The sequence below is a fragment of the Arthrobacter sp. AG1021 genome (assembly GCF_003633665.1).
In the GTDB taxonomy this organism is placed as follows: domain Bacteria; phylum Actinomycetota; class Actinomycetes; order Actinomycetales; family Micrococcaceae; genus Glutamicibacter; species Glutamicibacter soli.
Genome location: NZ_RBLB01000006.1, coordinates 502,844 through 520,781 on the forward strand (window position 1 = coordinate 502,844; position 17,938 = coordinate 520,781).

At 65.4% G+C, this 17,938-nt stretch carries 14 protein-coding genes; 13 read left to right on the plus strand and 1 reads right to left on the minus strand.

The window, feature by feature from the left end:
* The first annotated feature begins 149 nt into the window (after positions 1–149).
* From DFO58_RS02600 to secA, 13 genes are all read left to right on the plus strand, one after another.
* Positions 150–1,790, plus strand: a complete 1,641-nt coding sequence (locus DFO58_RS02600; protein ID WP_120989222.1) for an ABC transporter substrate-binding protein — start codon at positions 150–152, stop codon at positions 1,788–1,790.
* Positions 1,791–1,932: 142 nt separating this feature from the next.
* The gene (locus DFO58_RS02605) at positions 1,933–3,024 is read left to right on the plus strand and encodes an ABC transporter permease (RefSeq protein ID WP_120989223.1); all 1,092 of its coding nucleotides are present in this window, start codon (positions 1,933–1,935) and stop codon (positions 3,022–3,024) included.
* A 2-nt stretch (positions 3,025–3,026) separates the two neighbouring features.
* Positions 3,027–4,004 carry an ABC transporter permease gene (locus tag DFO58_RS02610; protein ID WP_047119513.1) on the plus strand — a complete coding sequence of 326 codons (978 nt, stop codon included), beginning with the start codon at positions 3,027–3,029 and terminating at the stop codon, positions 4,002–4,004.
* Positions 4,001–5,689, plus strand: a complete 1,689-nt coding sequence (locus tag DFO58_RS02615) for an ABC transporter ATP-binding protein (protein ID WP_120989224.1) — start codon at positions 4,001–4,003, stop codon at positions 5,687–5,689. The genes DFO58_RS02610 and DFO58_RS02615 overlap by 4 nt, the downstream gene beginning before the upstream one ends.
* Positions 5,690–5,830: 141 nt before the next feature.
* The gene (locus tag DFO58_RS02620; RefSeq protein WP_120989225.1) at positions 5,831–6,214 is read left to right on the plus strand and encodes a chorismate mutase; all 384 of its coding nucleotides are present in this window, start codon (positions 5,831–5,833) and stop codon (positions 6,212–6,214) included.
* Positions 6,207–7,280 (plus strand): hypothetical protein, encoded by a 1,074-nt coding sequence (locus DFO58_RS02625; RefSeq protein WP_113606469.1) that lies wholly within the window; start codon positions 6,207–6,209, stop codon positions 7,278–7,280. The genes DFO58_RS02620 and DFO58_RS02625 overlap by 8 nt, the downstream gene beginning before the upstream one ends.
* Before the next feature lie 192 nt (positions 7,281–7,472).
* Positions 7,473–8,153, plus strand: coding sequence for an MtrAB system response regulator MtrA (gene mtrA / locus DFO58_RS02630; protein WP_047119509.1), 681 nt, complete (start codon positions 7,473–7,475; stop codon positions 8,151–8,153).
* The gene (mtrB, locus tag DFO58_RS02635) at positions 8,150–9,955 is read left to right on the plus strand and encodes an MtrAB system histidine kinase MtrB (protein WP_053798411.1); all 1,806 of its coding nucleotides are present in this window, start codon (positions 8,150–8,152) and stop codon (positions 9,953–9,955) included. The genes mtrA and mtrB overlap by 4 nt, the downstream gene beginning before the upstream one ends.
* A complete protein-coding gene (locus tag DFO58_RS02640; RefSeq protein ID WP_047119508.1) occupies positions 9,955–11,658 on the plus strand; it encodes an LpqB family beta-propeller domain-containing protein in 1,704 nt (567 codons plus the stop codon). The genes mtrB and DFO58_RS02640 overlap by 1 nt, the downstream gene beginning before the upstream one ends.
* Positions 11,659–11,732: 74 nt before the next feature.
* The gene (locus tag DFO58_RS02645; protein ID WP_183043089.1) at positions 11,733–12,533 is read left to right on the plus strand and encodes a phosphoribosyltransferase family protein; all 801 of its coding nucleotides are present in this window, start codon (positions 11,733–11,735) and stop codon (positions 12,531–12,533) included.
* 160 nt (positions 12,534–12,693) lie between these two features.
* Positions 12,694–13,392 carry a ribosome-associated translation inhibitor RaiA gene (gene raiA / locus DFO58_RS02650; RefSeq protein ID WP_047119506.1) on the plus strand — a complete coding sequence of 233 codons (699 nt, stop codon included), beginning with the start codon at positions 12,694–12,696 and terminating at the stop codon, positions 13,390–13,392.
* 125 nt (positions 13,393–13,517) lie between these two features.
* Positions 13,518–14,579, plus strand: a complete 1,062-nt coding sequence (locus tag DFO58_RS02655) for a crosslink repair DNA glycosylase YcaQ family protein (RefSeq protein ID WP_052772408.1) — start codon at positions 13,518–13,520, stop codon at positions 14,577–14,579.
* 138 nt (positions 14,580–14,717) lie between these two features.
* A complete protein-coding gene (gene secA, locus DFO58_RS02660) occupies positions 14,718–17,387 on the plus strand; it encodes a preprotein translocase subunit SecA (protein WP_053798409.1) in 2,670 nt (889 codons plus the stop codon).
* Here secA and DFO58_RS02665 read toward each other — a convergent pair.
* Entirely contained in the window at positions 17,384–17,917 is a 534-nt protein-coding gene (locus DFO58_RS02665; protein ID WP_047119503.1) for an Rv3235 family protein, read from the minus strand. The genes secA and DFO58_RS02665 overlap by 4 nt on opposite strands.
* Between the last annotated feature and the right edge of the window lie 21 nt (positions 17,918–17,938).

Here is a 17,938-nt window from a genome sequence, read left to right on the forward strand (position 1 = left end):
GAGCGAATCCACCAATTTTTCATCCGGAATCAAAAAATTTAAGGCCTGGATCACTGTGTCATTGGTCATAGGTGGCCTGTATCACTTAGTCTATGTGAAGCATGTGTTTTCAATCACCGCAAACATGCGCACAGATTAAGGATCTCTTCATGACTCGCAAGAAGAACGGGCTGCGACTCGCCGCGGCCGCTTTGGGAATCTCCGCCCTCGCCCTGACCGGCTGCACCTCTTCCGCCACCAACGAAGGCGACGCCTCGGGCGCACCGGGAGGCGACGCATCGGGCGCGCCGATCACCCTGGGAACCACCGACAAGGTCACCTCGCTGGACCCGGCCGGCTCCTACGACAACGGGTCATTCATGGTCATGAACCAGATCTTCCCGTTCCTGCTCAACTCCGAGCCGGGCAGCCCCGAACCGTCCAACGATCTGGCCGAGTCCGCCGAGTACACCTCGGACAACGAATTCACCGTCAAGCTCAAGCCGGCACTGAAGTGGGCCAACGGCAACGACCTGGACTCCAAGGACGTGAAGTTCACCTTCGACCGCCAGCTGAAGATCGCCGATCCGAACGGCCCGTCTTCGCTGCTGGGCAACGTCGAGTCCATCACCGCACCGGATGCCACCACCGTGGTCTTCAAGCTGAAGGTCGCCAACGACCAGACCTTCCCGCAGGTGCTCACCTCGCCGGTCGGCCCGATCGTGGATGACGAAGTCTTCCCAGCCGACAAGGTCCTCGCCGACGAGGAGATCATCGCAGGCAAGGCCTTCGGCGGCCAGTACGTGATCGACTCGTACAACAAGAACTCCCTGATCTCGATGTCCGCCAACGACGCCTACGCCGGCGTGCTCGGCGCACCGGCCAACAAGTCGGCGGCCATTAAGTACTACGCCGACTCGAACAACCTGAAGCTGGATATCCAGCAGGGCAACATCGATGTCGCCTGGCGCTCGCTGACCCCGACCGACGTCGAGGACCTGGGCAAGGAAGAAAGCCTGACCGTCCACAAGGGACCGGGCGGCGAGCTGCGCTACATCGTGTTCAACTTCGACACCATGCCGTACGGCGCCAAGACCGCGAACGCCGATGCCGCCAAGTCGCTGGCCGTGCGCCAGGCCGCCGCGAACCTGATCGATCGCCAGGCCATCGCCACCGAGGTCTACAAGGACACCTACACCCCTGCCTACTCCTACGTTCCGCAGGGCTTCACCGGCGCCATCGAGCCGCTGAAGGACCTGTACGGCACCGACGGCAAGCCGGATGCGGCCAAGGCCAAGAAGGTGCTGGAGGACGCCGGAGTGGACATCCCGGTCAGCCTGCCGCTGCAGTACAACCCGGATCACTACGGCCCGAGCTCGGGCGACGAGTACGCCCTGGTGAAGAAGCAGCTGGAAGCCGACGGCCTGTTCAAGGTGGACCTGAAGTCCACAGAGTGGGTCACCTACCAGAAACAGCGCGTCACCGACTACCCGGCCTACCAGCTGGGCTGGTTCCCCGATTACTCGGATGCCGACAACTTCCTGTCGCCGTTCTTCGCCAAGGACAACTTCCTGTCGAACAACTACGACAACCCTGAGGTCGACAAGCTGATCTCCGAGCAGCGCGGCATGGCCGACGCAGCCGCACGCACGAAGGCCATCGAGGACCTGCAGACCATGGTCGCCGAGGACCTCTCCACCCTGCCGCTGCTGCAGGGCGCGCAGGTCGCCGTGGCGGGCAAGGACGTGCAGGGCGTCGAGAAGACCCTGGACCCATCGTTCAAGTTCCGCATGGGCGTTCTGAGCAAGTAATCATCAGCGCACCGGCTTGATTTGAACCCCAGGGGGTTCGCCGCGCGGAATCCATGGGATCCCGCGCGGCGGATCCCCTAAATCTGCGCCCGGGGATCTCCCGGCGCAACGCACGTATTTTGCGATTTCCAAAGGATTGACGATGACCATCACGTCTCCACCGGGACAAGTTCCCAGCCCGCTGGCGGCACCCAAGCCAGCCAAGCAGAAGGGCGGGGGATTCCTCCGTTACGTGATCACGCGCTTCCTGCTGATCATCCCCACCGTCTTCATCCTCATCACGGTGGTCTTCTTCCTGATGCGCGTGACCGGCGACCCGATCACCGCCGCGCTGGGCGGGCGACTGACCCCGGACCAGCTCGCCGCCCGTATCCACGAGGCCGGGTACGACCGGCCGCTGTTCATCCAGTACTTCGAGTACCTGGGGCAGATCTTCACCGGCAACCTGGGCCGCACCTTGACCGACAACACTGCGGTTACCGACATCCTCACCACCTACGGCGCCGCCACCCTGGAACTGGCCATCAATGCCGTGCTCGTGGCGCTGATCGTGGGCATCCCGCTGGGTCTGGTCGCCGCGAAGTTCCGCGACCGCTACCCGGACGCCATCCTGCGTGTGCTGGCCATCCTGGCCTACGCCACCCCGGTCTTCTTCGCCGGCCTGCTGCTCAAGCTGATCTTCGGCGTCTGGCTGCACTGGCTGCCGATCGCCGGCCGCGCCGACTGGCAGACCGAACTGCAGCTGACCACGCTGCAGGCGCCCACCGGCATCTACTGGCTCGACGCGCTGCGCAGCGGCAACATGGAGGCGTTCGTGAACGTCACCCAGCATGCCATCCTGCCTGCCATCGCGCTGGGCCTGCTCACCGGCGGGGTGTTCCTGCGCCTGGTGCGCACCAATGCCATCGGCACCCTGGGCCGTGAATACGTGGAGGCCGGGCGCTCGCGCGGCGTCAGCGAATTCCGCCTCACCACCAAGCACGCCTACCGTCCGGCGCTGATCCCGATCATCACCGTAATGGGCATGCAGATTGCGCTGCTGCTCGGCGGCGCGGTGCTAACCGAAACGACCTTCGAATGGAAGGGCCTGGGCTTCAAGCTCGCCGAGTACCTCACCGCGCGCGACTTCGTGGCAGTGCAGGGCATCGTGGTGCTGCTGGCGATCATCGTCGCCTTCACCAACTTCATCGTCGACGTCCTGGCCGCACTGATCGACCCGAGAGTCAGGTACTAATCATGAGCACCGCTACTCTTCCCGCCTCGAACAAGTCGTGGGTCCAGAAGCTCCCGATCATCTCCCACCTGAAGATGTCCTCCGGGCTCCAGCGCGGCATGCTGGTCAGCGGCCTGATTCTCACGAGCCTGTTCCTGATCACCGCGATCTTCGCGCCGCTGATCGCACCGTTTGGCTTCGCCCAGTCGGGCGACGCCAACGGCGACTTCCCGCGCCAGGCCGCGCCGGGCGGGGAATTCATCTGGGGCACCACCTCCGGCGGCTACGACGTGTTCTCCCGCACCGTCTTCGGCGCGCAGACCGCGATCTTCGTGATCATCGCCGCCGTGGTGATGTCGCTGTTCCTCGGCGTGCTGCTGGGCCTGGTCTCCGGCTACCTGGGCGGCTGGTTCGACCGCATCATGGTGGTCCTCGCCGACGCCATCTACGCCTTCCCGTCGCTGCTGCTGGCCATCGTGATGTCCATCGTGATCTCCCAAGGCCAGTCAACAGTGTTCGGCGGCGTCATGGCCGCGGCCATTTCCATCACCGTGGTGTTCATCCCGCAGTACTTCCGCGTGGTGCGCGCCGAGGTGATGCGCCTGAAGGCCGAACCGTTCGTGGAATCCGCACAGGTCATCGGCGCCAGCCCGTGGCGGGTCATGTTCACCCACCTGCTGCGCAACGCCACCCGCACCCTGCCGCTGATCTTCACGCTGAACGCCACCGAGGCGCTGCTGACCCTGGCGGGCCTGGGCTTCCTGGGCTTCGGCATCGAGCCGACCAGCGCATCGGAATGGGGCTACGACCTGAACCGCGCGATGTCGGACGCCACCAGCGGCATCTGGTGGACCGGCCTGTTCCCGGGCCTGGCCATCGTGATCACCGTGCTGGGCATGACCCTGGTCGGCGAGTCCATGAACGATTTGAATGACCCGCGCCTGCGCCGCTTCAGCCGCAAGAAGGCCAAGCGCATCACCCAAGCAGGAGCCGGAGCATGAGCCACGCAGCGCCAACCATCACCGAGGACCGCGGCGCCGTGCTGCGCGTCGAGGGCTTGAACATCGACTTCGTCACCGACGCAGGTGCGGTTCCCGCCGTGCGCGGCGTGGACTTCACGGTCAAAGCCGGGGAGATCCTGGCCATCGTGGGCGAATCCGGGTCCGGCAAGTCAGTGACCGCGCGCACCGCGCTGGGCATCATGGCGGAGAACGGAGCCGCCAGCGGAGCTGTATACCTCAACGGCAAGGACATGCTGACCCTGCACGGGGCGGACCTGCGCGCCGCCCGCGGCCGGGACGTGGCCATGGTCTTCCAAGAGCCCTCGACCGCGTTGAATCCGGTCTACACCGTGGGCTGGCAGATCATGGAGGGCATCCGCGCCCACAACAAAATCTCCAAGAAGGAAGCGAAGTCGCGCGCCATCGAGGCCATGCGCCAGGTCGGCATCCCGGACCCCGAACAGCGGGTGGACTACTACCCGCATCAGTTCTCCGGAGGCCAGAAGCAGCGTGTGGTGATCGCCGCCGCGCTGGCGCTGAAGCCCGGGCTGATCGTGGCCGACGAGCCGACCACGGCACTGGACGTCACCGTGCAGGCGGAAATCCTGTCGCTGCTGCGCGAGCTGCGCAGCGAGCTGGGCACCGCCATCGTGATCATCACCCACAACATGGGGGTGGTCGCCGACATTGCGGATCGGGTCATCGTGATGAACCAGGGCAAGATCGTGGAGGAAGCCGAAGCGCTGACCCTCTTCGAGGCCCCGCAGGAGGAGTACACCCGCTCGCTGCTTGCCGCCGTGCCGCACCTGGGCCGCGAAAGCGCCTCCGAAGGCATGGCCGAACGCCCGGTCGCCGGCGCCGAGGTACTGGTCGAGGCCAAGGACCTGGTCGTCCACTTCCCGGGACGCCTCGGCACCCCCGGCTTCACCGCCGTGGACAAGGTCGATTTGAAGATCCACGCCGGGGAAGTCTACGGCCTGGTCGGCGAGTCCGGCTCCGGCAAGACCACCATCGGGCGAACCATCGCCGGCCTGAACCGGATGACCTCCGGCTCGCTGAAGGTGCTGGGCTATGAAATGGCGCAGTTCAAGGAACGCAGCTTCAAGCCGCTGCGCGAGCAGATCGGCTTCGTGTTCCAGGACCCGGCCGCCAGCTTCAACCCGCACCTGACCATCGGCGAATGCGTCGCCGAACCGCTGATGGTGCACCGCGAACTCGGCGCCTCGGCCACCCGCGCCAAGGTGGCCCAGCTGCTTGAAGCGGTGCAGCTGCCCTCAGGCTTCGCCAACCGCTACCCGCATGAGCTGTCCGGCGGCCAGCGCCAGCGCGCCTCGCTGGCCCGCGCCCTGGCGCTGGAGCCCAAGCTGCTGATCGCCGACGAACCGACCAGCGCGCTGGACGTCTCGGTGCAGGCCAAGGTGCTTCAGCTGTTCCGCGAGCTGCAGGCCGAGCTGGGCTTCGCCGCCCTGTTCGTCTCCCACGACCTGGCGGTGGTGGACCAGTTGGCGACCTGGGTGGGCGTGCTGTTCCGCGGCACGCTGCTGGAGGAAGGTCTGGGCTCGCAGGTGCTGGCCAACCCGCGCAACGACTACACCCAGCGACTGATCGCCTCGCTGCCGGTTCCCGACCCGCGCGAGCAGGCCCAGCGCCGCGCCCGCATCGAGGAGCTGAACGCCAAGGGCTGAGCCGGCTTCCGGCCCCGCCTGAACGCCCGCGCAGCGCGCCTCCCCGTCCCGGGAGCGTGCGCTGCGCGGGCGTTCGGCGTTCGCCGGTGTCCGGCGTCACCTTCTGGGTGAAGCGCTCGGTGACCACGTAAACTGAAAATCATGAGCGAGCCGAACCTGACCGAAGAGAAGAACTCCTTCGACCCGCACGCGAGTTCCCTGCAGGGCGAAGTCCAGCAGGAGGTGCTGGACGAGCTGTATGCGATCCGCGGGAGCATCGACAACTTCGACGCCCAGCTGGTTTACCTGCTGGCCGAACGCTTCAAGGCGACCCAGCGCGTGGGGCACCTGAAGGCCACGCATCAGCTGCCCGCCAGCGACCCCAACCGGGAAAAGGCCCAGATCGAGCGCTTGCGCCGGCTGGCCCACGAGGCGCACCTGGATCCGGAATTCGCCGAGAAATTCATGAATTTCATCATTTCCGAGGTCATCCGCCACCACCAGCACATCTCCGACAACCACCGGGGCCCCGCCGCCGATGCCTGAAACGCAGGACCTCTCGGCCGTTCCGGCACGCCGCCAGGATGTCCACGTCACCTCCTTCTGCCAATTCCCGGGCACCGATCCGCTGGAGATCCACCGGGTCATCCGCGGGGAGCTGGGCGAACCGAACCTCGCCGTGCTGCCGCAGCTGCCTGACCGCGGCGTCGGGGCCGACGCCCTGGGCCGCAGCGCCACCATGGCCGCCGAGCTGGGTTTCGATCTGCAGCCGCACGGCTGGCGCATCGGGGTGCCCGATGGCATGGATGCCCGGCGCGCCCGCAGCCTGCTGCGCAGCGATGAGAACCTGCTGGCCGACGTGGCAGGTGCCGAGAAGAAGCGCCCGACCCGGCTGCTGGTCGATGTGCTCGGGCCCTGGAGCCTTGCCGCCGGCCTGCACCTGGCCAGCGGCGAAAAGGTGCTGTCCGACCACGGGGCGCGGCGCGACGTCATCGAGGCCTACGCCCACGGGGTGCGCGAGCACCTGGATCGGATCACCCGCGCCACCGGCATTACCGGGTTCACCCTGCAGCTCGACGAGCCGCAGCTTCCCGCCGCACTGGACGGCACCGTGCCCACCGCCAGCGGCTACCGCACCTTGCGCTCCATCCCGCGCAGCGAGGTGCGCACCAGCTATTCCGGCTTCCTGGCCGTGCTGTCCGGCGGGCAGGACCCCTCGCCGCTGCGCGTGACGGTGAACCTTCCCACGGCCGACGTCTCGTGGATTGAGCGGGTCGACCTGCTGCACCAGGCGGGCATCGACGGATGGCTGCTGGACCCGGCCGCGATGGGCCACCGGCATTGGGAACGCGCTGCGGGCCTGGTCGAAACCGGCGCCCAGCTGTTCCTGCAGCTGCTGCAGCCCGGCGGCCGCGCCCCGGGTGTGGTGCAGGGCGTGAAAACCATCCTGCGCCCCTGGCGGCAGTTGGGCCTGCCGCTGTCCAGCCTTTCGGCCCTGACGCTGATGCCCGCCGGTTCCTTCGCCTCCAGCAGCGCGGCCGAGGTCGTGGACTGCCTGGGGCACCTGACCGGCTACGCCCAAGCCCTGGAACAGACCCGGGTCGACGCCTAGCTGGGGGATCTGCCTCCAATGGCGGGGCTTTGCGCCAGTCAACCGGCTGAATCGGGGGCTGGTCATGTATCTTAGAAACAATGGCGGTAGCTTAGCTGCGCACTGGTGACCAGCCGGTTGGGCGGGGCCGTGCAGTCCTGCCCCTGCCGGCAGGCCGCCCGCGGCTGTCCTAGCATTTCAGGGGGAAATTGGATGAAGGCACGAATTCTTGTTGTCGACGATGACGAGGCGTTGTCGGAAATGATCGGCATCGTCCTGCAGAACGACGGCTTCGAGGCCTCCTTCTGCTATGACGGTTCCGGGGCGCTGGAAGCCTTCCGCGAGTCAAACCCCGATCTGGTGCTGCTGGACCTGATGCTTCCGGGCATCGACGGAATCGAGGTCTGCAAGCAGATCCGCGCCGAATCCGACGTCCCGGTGGTCATGCTCACCGCCAAGTCGGACACCGCCGACGTGGTCCGCGGCCTGGAGTCCGGCGCGGACGACTACGTCCCCAAGCCCTTCAAGCCAGCCGAGCTGGTGGCCCGCGTGCGCGCCCGCCTGCGCCCGAACGAAACCCATGCGGCCGAGACCCTGCAGGTCGGCGAGGTCGCCATCGACGTGGCCGGCCACCGGGTGACCCGCGGCGGCACCGTGGTGTCGCTGACCCCGCTGGAATTCGACCTGCTGGTGACCATGGCGCGCAAGCCGTGGCAGGTCTTCAGCCGCGAGCAGCTGCTCGAAGCGGTCTGGGGCTACCGACACGCGGCCGATACCCGGCTGGTGAACGTGCACGTGCAGCGCCTGCGCTCCAAGATCGAGGTCGACCCCGAGAAGCCGCAGATCATCCAGACCGTGCGCGGTGTCGGATACAAGGCTGGATCGGCAAGTTGAACACGCACGCGCCGACCGGAAAAGAACTTGTCCCGGTCGATGTGCGTGTCCATGGCATTCCCCAGGCCCCGCGGTTCTACCGGCTGAAGCACTGGATCCGCCGTCCCGTGGAAGCGGTGCGCAACCGCTGGCAGCGCCATCTGCTGTTCCGCACCGTGATCTCCACGCTGCTGTTCACCTCGCTGGCGCTGCTGGCCGCCGGCGCGTTCCTCTCCAACCAGATCGCCTCCACGCTGTTCCAGGAACGCTTCAACCAGATCGAGAAGGAATCCGAGCGCGGCCTGACGCAGGCGCGCTCCATCCTCGAATCCGCCGCCACCACCGACCGCGCCTCCACCCAGGCCCTGGTGAACTCCACCTTGGCCACCCTGGAGGGCGACGGCGCCACCGTCATCCGAGACTTCGTGCTGATGCCCATCGCCGGGGACGAGAACCTCTACGTCGGCCCCATGGCCTCCGGTTCGCTGACTACCCGCGTGGTGCCCGAGGACCTCGCCGAAAGCGTGGCGGGGGAACAGGGCATCTATTGGCGTTCCATCGAGCTGGGCGTCGAGGGCGACCAGTATCCCGGGCTGATCATCGGAACCAAGGTGCTGATCCCGCCGGGCCGAGAATACGGTCTCTACCTGGTCTACGACCTGTCCAGCGTGCAGGACACCCTGGCCTTCATCAACCGCGCCATGACCTTCACCGGGCTGGTGCTGCTGGCAGTGGTTGGCTTCGTCGCCTGGTCCGTGGCCCGCACCGTGGTGCGCCCGGTGGCCGACGCCGCCTACGTGTCCGAGCGCATCGCCGCCGGCGATCTGGACCGCCGCATGAAGGTCTCCGGCCGCGACGAGGTGGCGCGCCTGGGCACCGCCTTCAACCACATGGCCGCCTCCCTGCAGGAGCAGATCACCGCCCTGAACAACCTCTCGGCCATGCAGCAGCGTTTCGTCTCCGACGTCTCCCACGAGCTGCGCACCCCGCTGACCACCGTGCGCATGGCCGCCGAGCTGATCCACGACGCCCGCGAGAACTTCGACCCGCTGACCGCGCGCTCCGCCGAGCTGATGTACAACCAGATCGAGCGCTTCCAGAACCTGCTCAACGACCTGCTGGAGGTCTCGCGCTTCGACGCCGGCGTGGCAGTGCTGGACCGCGAATCCACCGACCTGAACGTGATTGTCGGGAAGGTCATCGTCACCGCCACCCCGGTGGCCGACGAATACGGCACCGTCATCCGGCTGAACTCCCCGCCCGAGGGATGCGTGGCGGAAGTCGACCCGCGCCGCCTGGAACGCGTCATCCGCAACCTGGTGCTCAACGCCGTGGAGCACGGCGAGGCGCAGCCGATCGACGTGACCATCGGCGCCAACGAATCAGCCGTGGCGGTCACCGTGCGCGACTACGGCATCGGCATGTCCGAGGAATCCTGCAAGCACGTCTTCGACCGCTTCTGGCGCGCCGACCCGGCTCGCGCCCGCACCACCGGAGGCTCGGGCCTGGGCCTGTCCATCGCGATGGAGGACATCAGGCTGCACGAGGGCCGGCTGGAGGCCTGGGGCGAACTGGGCATCGGCTCGGTCTTCCGCGTCACCCTGCCGCGCACCGCCGCGGACACCATCGACTCCTCGCCGCTGCCGCTGGAACCGGCCGCCGTGCAGACCCTGGACGAGCCGCAGGGTGACAGCTTCCCGCTGACCGGCGAAGTCCCCAAGATCGGCTACACCCCGCTGGTGCTGCCCGAGGACGACGATCTGGACGACGACATCGCCGATCCGGGCGCGCCGATTCCGCCCGCCTCGTCGGAGGAGAAATAATGCGACGCACGCTGATTTCGCTGCTGGCCATGCTGCTGGGAGTGGCGCTCACCGCCACCGGCTGCGCCTCCATCCCGCGCTCCTCCCCGGTCAAGCAGATCGAGGCGCATTCGGAGGACTCCGAGTCGGAGTCCTACAGCTACGCCGCGGACGGGCCCGCCGACGGCGCGGATGCCAGGGCGATCGTCGACGGTTTCGTGGCCGCCGGCCGTTCGGTGGCGGAGGACTACGCAGTCGCCCGCGAGTTCCTCACCCCGGAGCTGAGCCGGCAGTGGCGCGGGGACACCAGCACGCTGATCTACGAGGCTGTCAACGTGGTCAACGGCGCCGAGACCAACCAGTACACGATCCAGCTGGAGATCATCGGGGCGGTGGATGCCCAGGGCGTGCGCACCATGTACCCCGACCATTCAACCCGCGCGGTGGACGTCGCCGTGTCCAAGGTCGACGACCAGTGGCGCATCTCCGACGCGCCCAACGGCGTGATGCTGGAAGCCTCCACCTTCAACAAGATCTTCTCCGCCCAGACCCTGTACTTCTACAACGCCACCTACCGCTATCTGGTGCCTGACATCCGCTGGTTCGCCACCGGCAGCGGCACCGCAACCTCGATGGTCGAAGCGCTGCTGGAGGGCCCAGCGCCGTACCTGGAAAATGCCGTGGTCTCCGCTTTCAGCTCCGCCGGATCCCTGGTGCGCTCCGCGGTCCCGGTGCGCGACGGCACCGCGACCGTCGACCTGAGCAAGGCGACCTTCCAGGACGCCACCGACCAGATGCTGCTGCTCATGGACCAGCAGCTGGAAGCCACCTTGATCCCCTTGAGCAGCGTGACGAAAGTGCAGATGCTGCAGGAGGAAACCGAGATCACGCTGGCCGACCAGAGCATCACCATCGAGCCGGCGCAGGTGGACCCCAGCACCCCGGATACGCTGATCGGCATCGCGGACAAGTCGCTGGTCTACGTCAAGGGGCTCTCGGTCATCCCCGTCGGCGGGCTGCCGGATATCTCGCGCTACAATCCGCGCGAACCCGCCATGTCGCCCATCGGCAACCGCTACGCCTTCCTGAACGGATCGCGCAAGCAGCTGTGGACCATCGGCGAGGACGGCTCGCTGGACCTGGGCCTTGAAGGCGAATCACTGATCCAGCCGTCCATGGACTTGGCCGGCTGGACCTGGACGGCGGACAACCACGACAAGAACCCGCTGCGCGCGGTGCCCGACAGCATCGCGGGCAAGGGCGAAGCCCGCACGATCAGCGTGCCGTGGCTGGAAGGCTCCAGCGTCAGCTCGCTGCGCATTTCCCGCGACGGGGCCCGGGCGCTGATCGTCGCCACCAAGGACTCGGCAACCACCGTGTACGTCTCCGGAGTGATCCGCGATTCCGACGGGGTGCCGCGAGGCCTGAGCAAGACGCCGATGAAGATCTACCCCGACGTCCCGGTGAACACCGCGGTCTGGGAATCCGATCGTTCGATCATCGTCGCCGAGCTGAGCCTTACCGAGCCGGTGCTGGCCGAGCAGATCACCTTCCAAGGTGGCAGTAAGCACCTGCAGGTGCTGCTGGGCATGGTGGGCATCGCCGCCGGCACCGGAAAGCAGCGGGAAGTCTACGCCGAATCCCAGGACCAGCTGTTCAGCCTGGTGGGCAACTCCTGGCATGTGCTGGACGACTACGCCAAGGACATCTCCTACCCGGGCTGACCGGAGCGCACCGCGGCATCCACAATCGGCGTCCAGCGCCGGCGGCCATGCCGCGGCCGCGCCCATCTTGGAGCATGGGCTCCAACGACCGGGAAATCCTGCGGGACCTGGACCAGCTGTATGGCCAGCGGGTTCCGCAATGGGTGCGCTTCGCGCTGCGCGAAACTGCCAACTTCCTGCTGCCTGCCAGCTGTGCGGTCTGCGGCAGGGCCGATGACCGGCTGTGCCCCACCTGCCGCGGCGCGGTGCGCCGCCAGCTCTGCCTCCCGCCGCTTCCCGACAGCCAGAGCCGCTACCTTGAACTGCCGGCGCTGGCCGGACAGATCCCCGTGGCGGCTTGCGGCGTCTACGGCAACGAGCTGGCCCGAGCCATCCTGTCCTACAAGGACCACCAGCGGTATTTCCTGAAAGAGCTGTTTTCGCCCTACCTCGCCGCCGCCCTGAATGCCTCGCTTGTTCCGCAGTCCCGCGCCCGGCGCACACTGGTCGTTCCCATGCCCACCTCGCTGAAGGCGATTGCGCGCAGGGGATACCGGCCGGTGGAAGCCATGCTACAGTCGGCCGAGCGCCTCGGACTGCTCGACGCAGGGCTGGAACTGTCACCGGTGCTGCACTACCGGATGGGCCAGGTGTTCAGCGGGGCCCAGAAGCGCAAATCCGGCTCGGACCGGCGCGGGCAGCGCGCGCAGCTGATTGCCGAGATCCCGCGTGTTCGCCAACAGCCGATCCTGCTTGTCGATGACGTGATGACCACCGGTTCCACCCTTCGAAATGCCGCAATTACCTGTAATAACGCGGGATACGACGTGCTCGGAGGGGTAGTGCTGGCACTCACTCGACCGCCGGGCGATGACCGGGGTGGACAATTACGCTGACCGCGATAGGAAATGTCCGCGTTCGGTACTTGAATCTGGGCCGCCGTGGCCTAAGGTGAAGTATGGGTTGCATCACACAGATGCAGCGAAGCCCATCTTCAGTTCGAAGAGATCAAACTTCCGAACTGTTGTGTCACCCGACTCTATTTTGGAGGACACCATGGAGCTGAACTACAGCGGACGCAACATCACCATCTCGGACCGTTTCCGGGAGTATGTTGATGAGAAAATCACCAAGGTCGACCAGCTGGCCACCAAGATCCAGCGCATTGACGTCAAGGTCGTCAAGGAAACTCACGCCCGTGACCAGAGCACCGCACTCTCCGTGGAACTGACGGTTGTCGGTCGGGGACCGGCAATCCGTGCAGAAGCCCGTGGGGCTGACAAGTTTGCAGCCTTCGATGTCGCATTCGCCAAGCTGCTTGAGCGTCTGCGCAAGGCCCGCGACAAGCGCAAGGTGCATCGCGGAAACCATGCCCCGGTGGCAGTCCATCAGGCCACCAGCGCGCTGCCGGTTGTTCCGACGGACAAGTCCCTCGTTGAGGAAACTCTCGCAGCCCAGGCCGCCGCCGAAGCGGAAGAAGCTGAAGCGAACGCCGAGTACTCGCCGGTCGTGATCCGCCGGAAGTCCTTCCCTGCCGAAGTCATGAGCGTTGACGACGCAGTGGACCGCATGGAGCTGGTGGGGCACCCGTTCTACCTCTTCGTCGATGAAGCCACCGGCGAGCACTCCGTGGTCTACGGCCGCACCCAATACCAGTACGGTGTCATCACCCTGGATGCTTCGCTCAGTGACGAAACCGAGTCGACCACCGAGACTCGCGGCTACCGCGACAAGGCAATGGCGACCGAGGGTTAGCCATTAGCGATCCAGCAAACAAGGGCGGTCGGCGCACCCTGAGCCTGTCACAGGCTCGACGGGTTGCGCTGGCCGCCCAAGGCTTGTCCCGGGCCCGCCCGGACAAGCCCGTGACTCTCCGGCGGATGAACTCGACGCTGGAGTCCATCGCCCAGCTGCAGATCGATTCGATCAACGTTGTCCAACGAGCCCACTACATGCCGCTTTTCGCGCGGCTTGGTGCCTACGACATCGGTGCGCTGGACAGGCTGGTGGCGCGCAAACGCGGCCCGATGACCGAATACTGGGCGCACGAAGCCAGCTATGTGCGCAGCGAGCTCGTCGCGGACCTGATCACCTGGCAGCGGCGCGGCTGGATCGACCGTTCGGACCTGTTCACCAGTGAGCACCGCGAACTGACCGACAACGTGCTGTCCTATCTCGCCACGCATCCGGGCACCACCGCCCGCGAGCTCAGCGCCGCGCTGGACATCCAGCCGGTCGGGGAGAAGCAGCACTGGGGCTGGAACTGGAACGATACGAAGTTCGTCACCGAAGCGCTGTTTGCCCAGGGCCGGATCCTTGCGCTGGGCCGCAGCAGCCAGTTCGAACGCCGCTTCGCGCTGGCCGAGGACGTGATCGACCTGCAACGGGCTCCTGTCCCGGGCGACAAGCGGTCCGCCCTTCGCCGGCTGGTGCTGCGGGCGATGCGCGCACTGGGCGTGGGCACCGCCCACTGCATCGCCGAATACTTCCGGCTGCCCGCCACCCAGGTCGCCGCACTTCTGCGCGAACTGGCCGCAGAGCGGCTGATTGAGCAAGTTGAGGTCGCCGGCCTCGCCGAAAACTGTTACCAGCTGCCCGGAACCGTCATTCCGCGCAGCGTCCAACCCGATCTGCGCCTGCTCTCGCCCTTCGACTCGATGGTCTTCAACAGACGCAGGCTGGAGCGCTTCTTCGGCTTCGAATACCGGGTGGAAATCTATGTTCCGCAGGCCAAGCGGCGCTACGGGTACTACGTTTTTCCGATGCTCTACGGCGAGGACTTCGTTGGCAGGGTGGACCTGAAAGCCGACCGGAAAAACGGAGTGCTGCAAGCCAAGTCGGTGCATTACGAACCCGGAGTTTGCCCGGAAGTTTCGGGCGAGCTGGATCGCGAACTGGGGCGAATGGCGCGGTGGCTCGGGTTGGCCGCGGTTGAACGTTGACTGTGAACTGCCTGTTTGGTGCGTTGCCGTTCACCATAAGAACACCGCAGAGACTATCGAAATAGCGTTTGACGACGTTTTCCTCACGTAGACTAATTACGCCAGATTTACTGTGCTTGAGATATTGGGAGCTACCACGTGGCATCATTGCTAGAACGTATTTTGCGTACCGGCGACAAGAAGACCCTCAAGGTCCTTCGTAAGTACGCCGACACGATCAATACGTTGGAAGACGAGATTCGCGAACTTTCGGATGAAGAACTCCAGCGGGAGACCGAAAAGTTCCGGGCCCGACTGGCAGATGGTGAATCGCTGGACGCCCTGCTTCCCGAAGCATTCGCCGTCGTGCGCGAAGCCGCGGACCGCGTGCTGGGCATGCGCCACTTCGACGTCCAGCTCATGGGCGGCGCTGCGCTGCATATGGGCAATATCGCCGAAATGCGCACCGGTGAAGGCAAGACCTTGGTCGCGACCGCACCGGCCTACCTCAATGCCCTGACCGGCAAGGGTGTGCACGTGGTGACCACCAACGACTTCCTCGCGCAGTACCAGTCCGACCTGATGGGCCGCGTATTCCGCTTCCTTGGTCTGAGTTGCGGCTGCATCCTGGCGAACATGGATCCGGCCACCCGCCGCAAGCAGTACGCCGCCGACATCACGTACGGAACCAACAACGAATTCGGTTTCGACTACCTGCGCGACAACATGGCCTGGAGCAAGGACGAGCTCGTCCAGCGCGGCCACCACTTCGTTATCGTCGATGAGGTCGACTCGATTCTCATCGACGAAGCCCGTACCCCGCTGATCATCTCCGGGCAGGCCTCGGGCGACGTGAACCGCTGGTATGTCGAGTTCTCCAAGATCGTGGCCCGACTGACCCGCGAGGACGACTACGAGGTCGACGAAAAGAAGCGCACCATCGGCGTGCTTGAGAGCGGCATCGAGAAGGTCGAAGACTACCTGGGCATCGACAACCTCTACGAGTCCAACAACACCCCGCTGATCGGCTTCCTGAACAACGCCATCAAGGCCAAGGAGCTGTTCAAGAAGGACAAGGACTACGTTGTGGTCAACGGCGAAGTCATGATCGTCGACGAGCACACCGGCCGTGCGCTGCAGGGTCGCCGCTACTCCGAGGGCATGCACCAGGCCATCGAGGCCAAGGAAAGCGTGGAAATCAAGGCCGAGAACCAGACCCTCGCCACCGTCACCTTGCAGAACTACTTCCGCATGTACGAGAAGATCTCGGGCATGACCGGTACCGCCCAGACCGAAGCCGCGGAGTTCTACGGAACCTACAAGCTTGGCGTCGTGGAGATCCCGACCAACAAGCCGGCGATCCGCCAGGACCAGCCGGATCTGATCTACAAGAACGAGATTTCCAAGTTCAACGCGGTTGTCGAAGACATCGAAGAGCGCCACAAGACCGGCCAGCCGATCCTCGTGGGCACCACCAGCGTGGAGAAGAGCGAATACCTCTCCCGGCTGCTGGCCAAGAAGGGCATCCGCCACGAAGTGCTGAACGCCAAGCAACACGCTCGTGAAGCCGCCGTGGTCGCCATGGCCGGCCGCAAGAACGCCGTGACCGTCTCGACCAACATGGCCGGCCGCGGTACCGACATCATGCTCGGCGGCAACGCCGAATTCCTCGCGGTGGCGGAAATGGAACGCCGCGGCCTGGATCCGGAAAACCACGCCGACGAATACAACAAGCAGTGGGACGACGTCTTCGAAGCGGCCAAGAAGACCGTAGCCGCCGAAGCCGAGGAAGTCACCAAGCTCGGCGGCCTGTACGTGCTGGGCACCGAACGCCACGAATCGCGCCGCATCGACAACCAGCTGCGCGGCCGTGCCGGTCGCCAGGGCGACCCGGGCGAATCCCGTTTCTACCTGTCGATGACCGACGACCTAATGCGCCGCTTCAACTCCGGCATGGCCGAGCGCATCATGAACAACCCGTCGATGCCCGATGACGTGGCCCTGGAATCCAAGATCGTATCCCGCGCCATCGAATCCGCGCAGGCCCAGGTGGAAGGCGTCAACGCCGAGCAGCGCAAGAACGTGCTGAAGTACGACGACGTCATGAACCGCCAGCGCGAGGCCATCTACACCGACCGCCGCGCCATCCTGGAAGGAGACGACCTCCAAGAGAAGGTCGGCCACTTCCTGGAAGACGTCGTGAAGGCCATGGTCACCGAGGCCACCCAGGTCGGCGACGCGGACGACTGGGATCTGAAGCAGCTGTGGACCAACCTGAAGCAGCTGTACCCGATCGGCATCACCATGACCGAGGTCATCGAGGAAGCCGGCGGCTTGGGCCGCCTCTCCGCCCAGTTCCTTGAACGCGAGATCCTCTCCGACGCGCAGTACCAGTACGAGCTGCGCGAGAATCGCGTGGGCTCCGGGGTCATGCGCGATCTGGAGCGCCGCGTAGTGCTGTCGACCATCGGCCGCAAGTGGCAGGAACACCTGTACGAGATGGACTACCTCAAGGAAGGCATCGGCCTGCGGGCGATGGCGCAGCGCGACCCGCTGGTTGAATACCAGCGCGAGGGCTACACCATGTTCCTGACCATGATGGAATCCATCCGCGAGGAAAGCATCGGCACCCTGTTCAACCTGGAGATCCCGAGCGGTTCCGAGGAATCCAGCCAAGCGCAGGGGGAGCCGGCGAACCAGCCGACGAACCTGCAGTTCACCGGCCCGGATGAGGAAGGCCATGCGAGCACGACCCGTGCCCAGGCCGCCAAGGCCGAAGGCAAGTCGGAGAAGAAGGCCAACAAGAAGAAGACCAAGAACAGGCGCTAAAGCATTTCCACGCTTGTGACCTGCCACCGTCCGTGCCATGGCTCTACACGAAGAGCCACGGCGCGGACGCGGTATTTAAAGCCCAGGATCACCGTACATTCCCATCCGCCGCCCAGGGTGCTGCGCAGCCGCATGGACTGCACCTGCCCATGGCTGGTGCCCGGTTCAGGGGCGGTCTTGTAGCCGTCGGTCTCGATGAGCGCCTGGTCCCGGAGCTTGCGGATGCAGTCCGGGTTCATCACGAAGTTCAGTTGAGAGACCGTGCGATAGCCGGCAATGATCTCGAAGACCGCTCGGGACACCGCATGCGAGAGCCTGACCACGTCGATTCGTTCGCGAGGAAAGCCGGGACCGCGGTGGAAAATGTGGTCCATCGGCACCGCGATGGCTGAAGGGGTTCTGCCTTCGGCTGACGCCAACGGCAGCTGGCAGCGGCCGCGGGAACTCTTGTGCTGGTTCAGGACTTCTCTGCGTGCTTCGCTTTCCCTGACCGTGTACGCCAGGTCCTGGAAGCCAGTATCGATGCTCATGGGGGACTCCTCGTTGTGTGC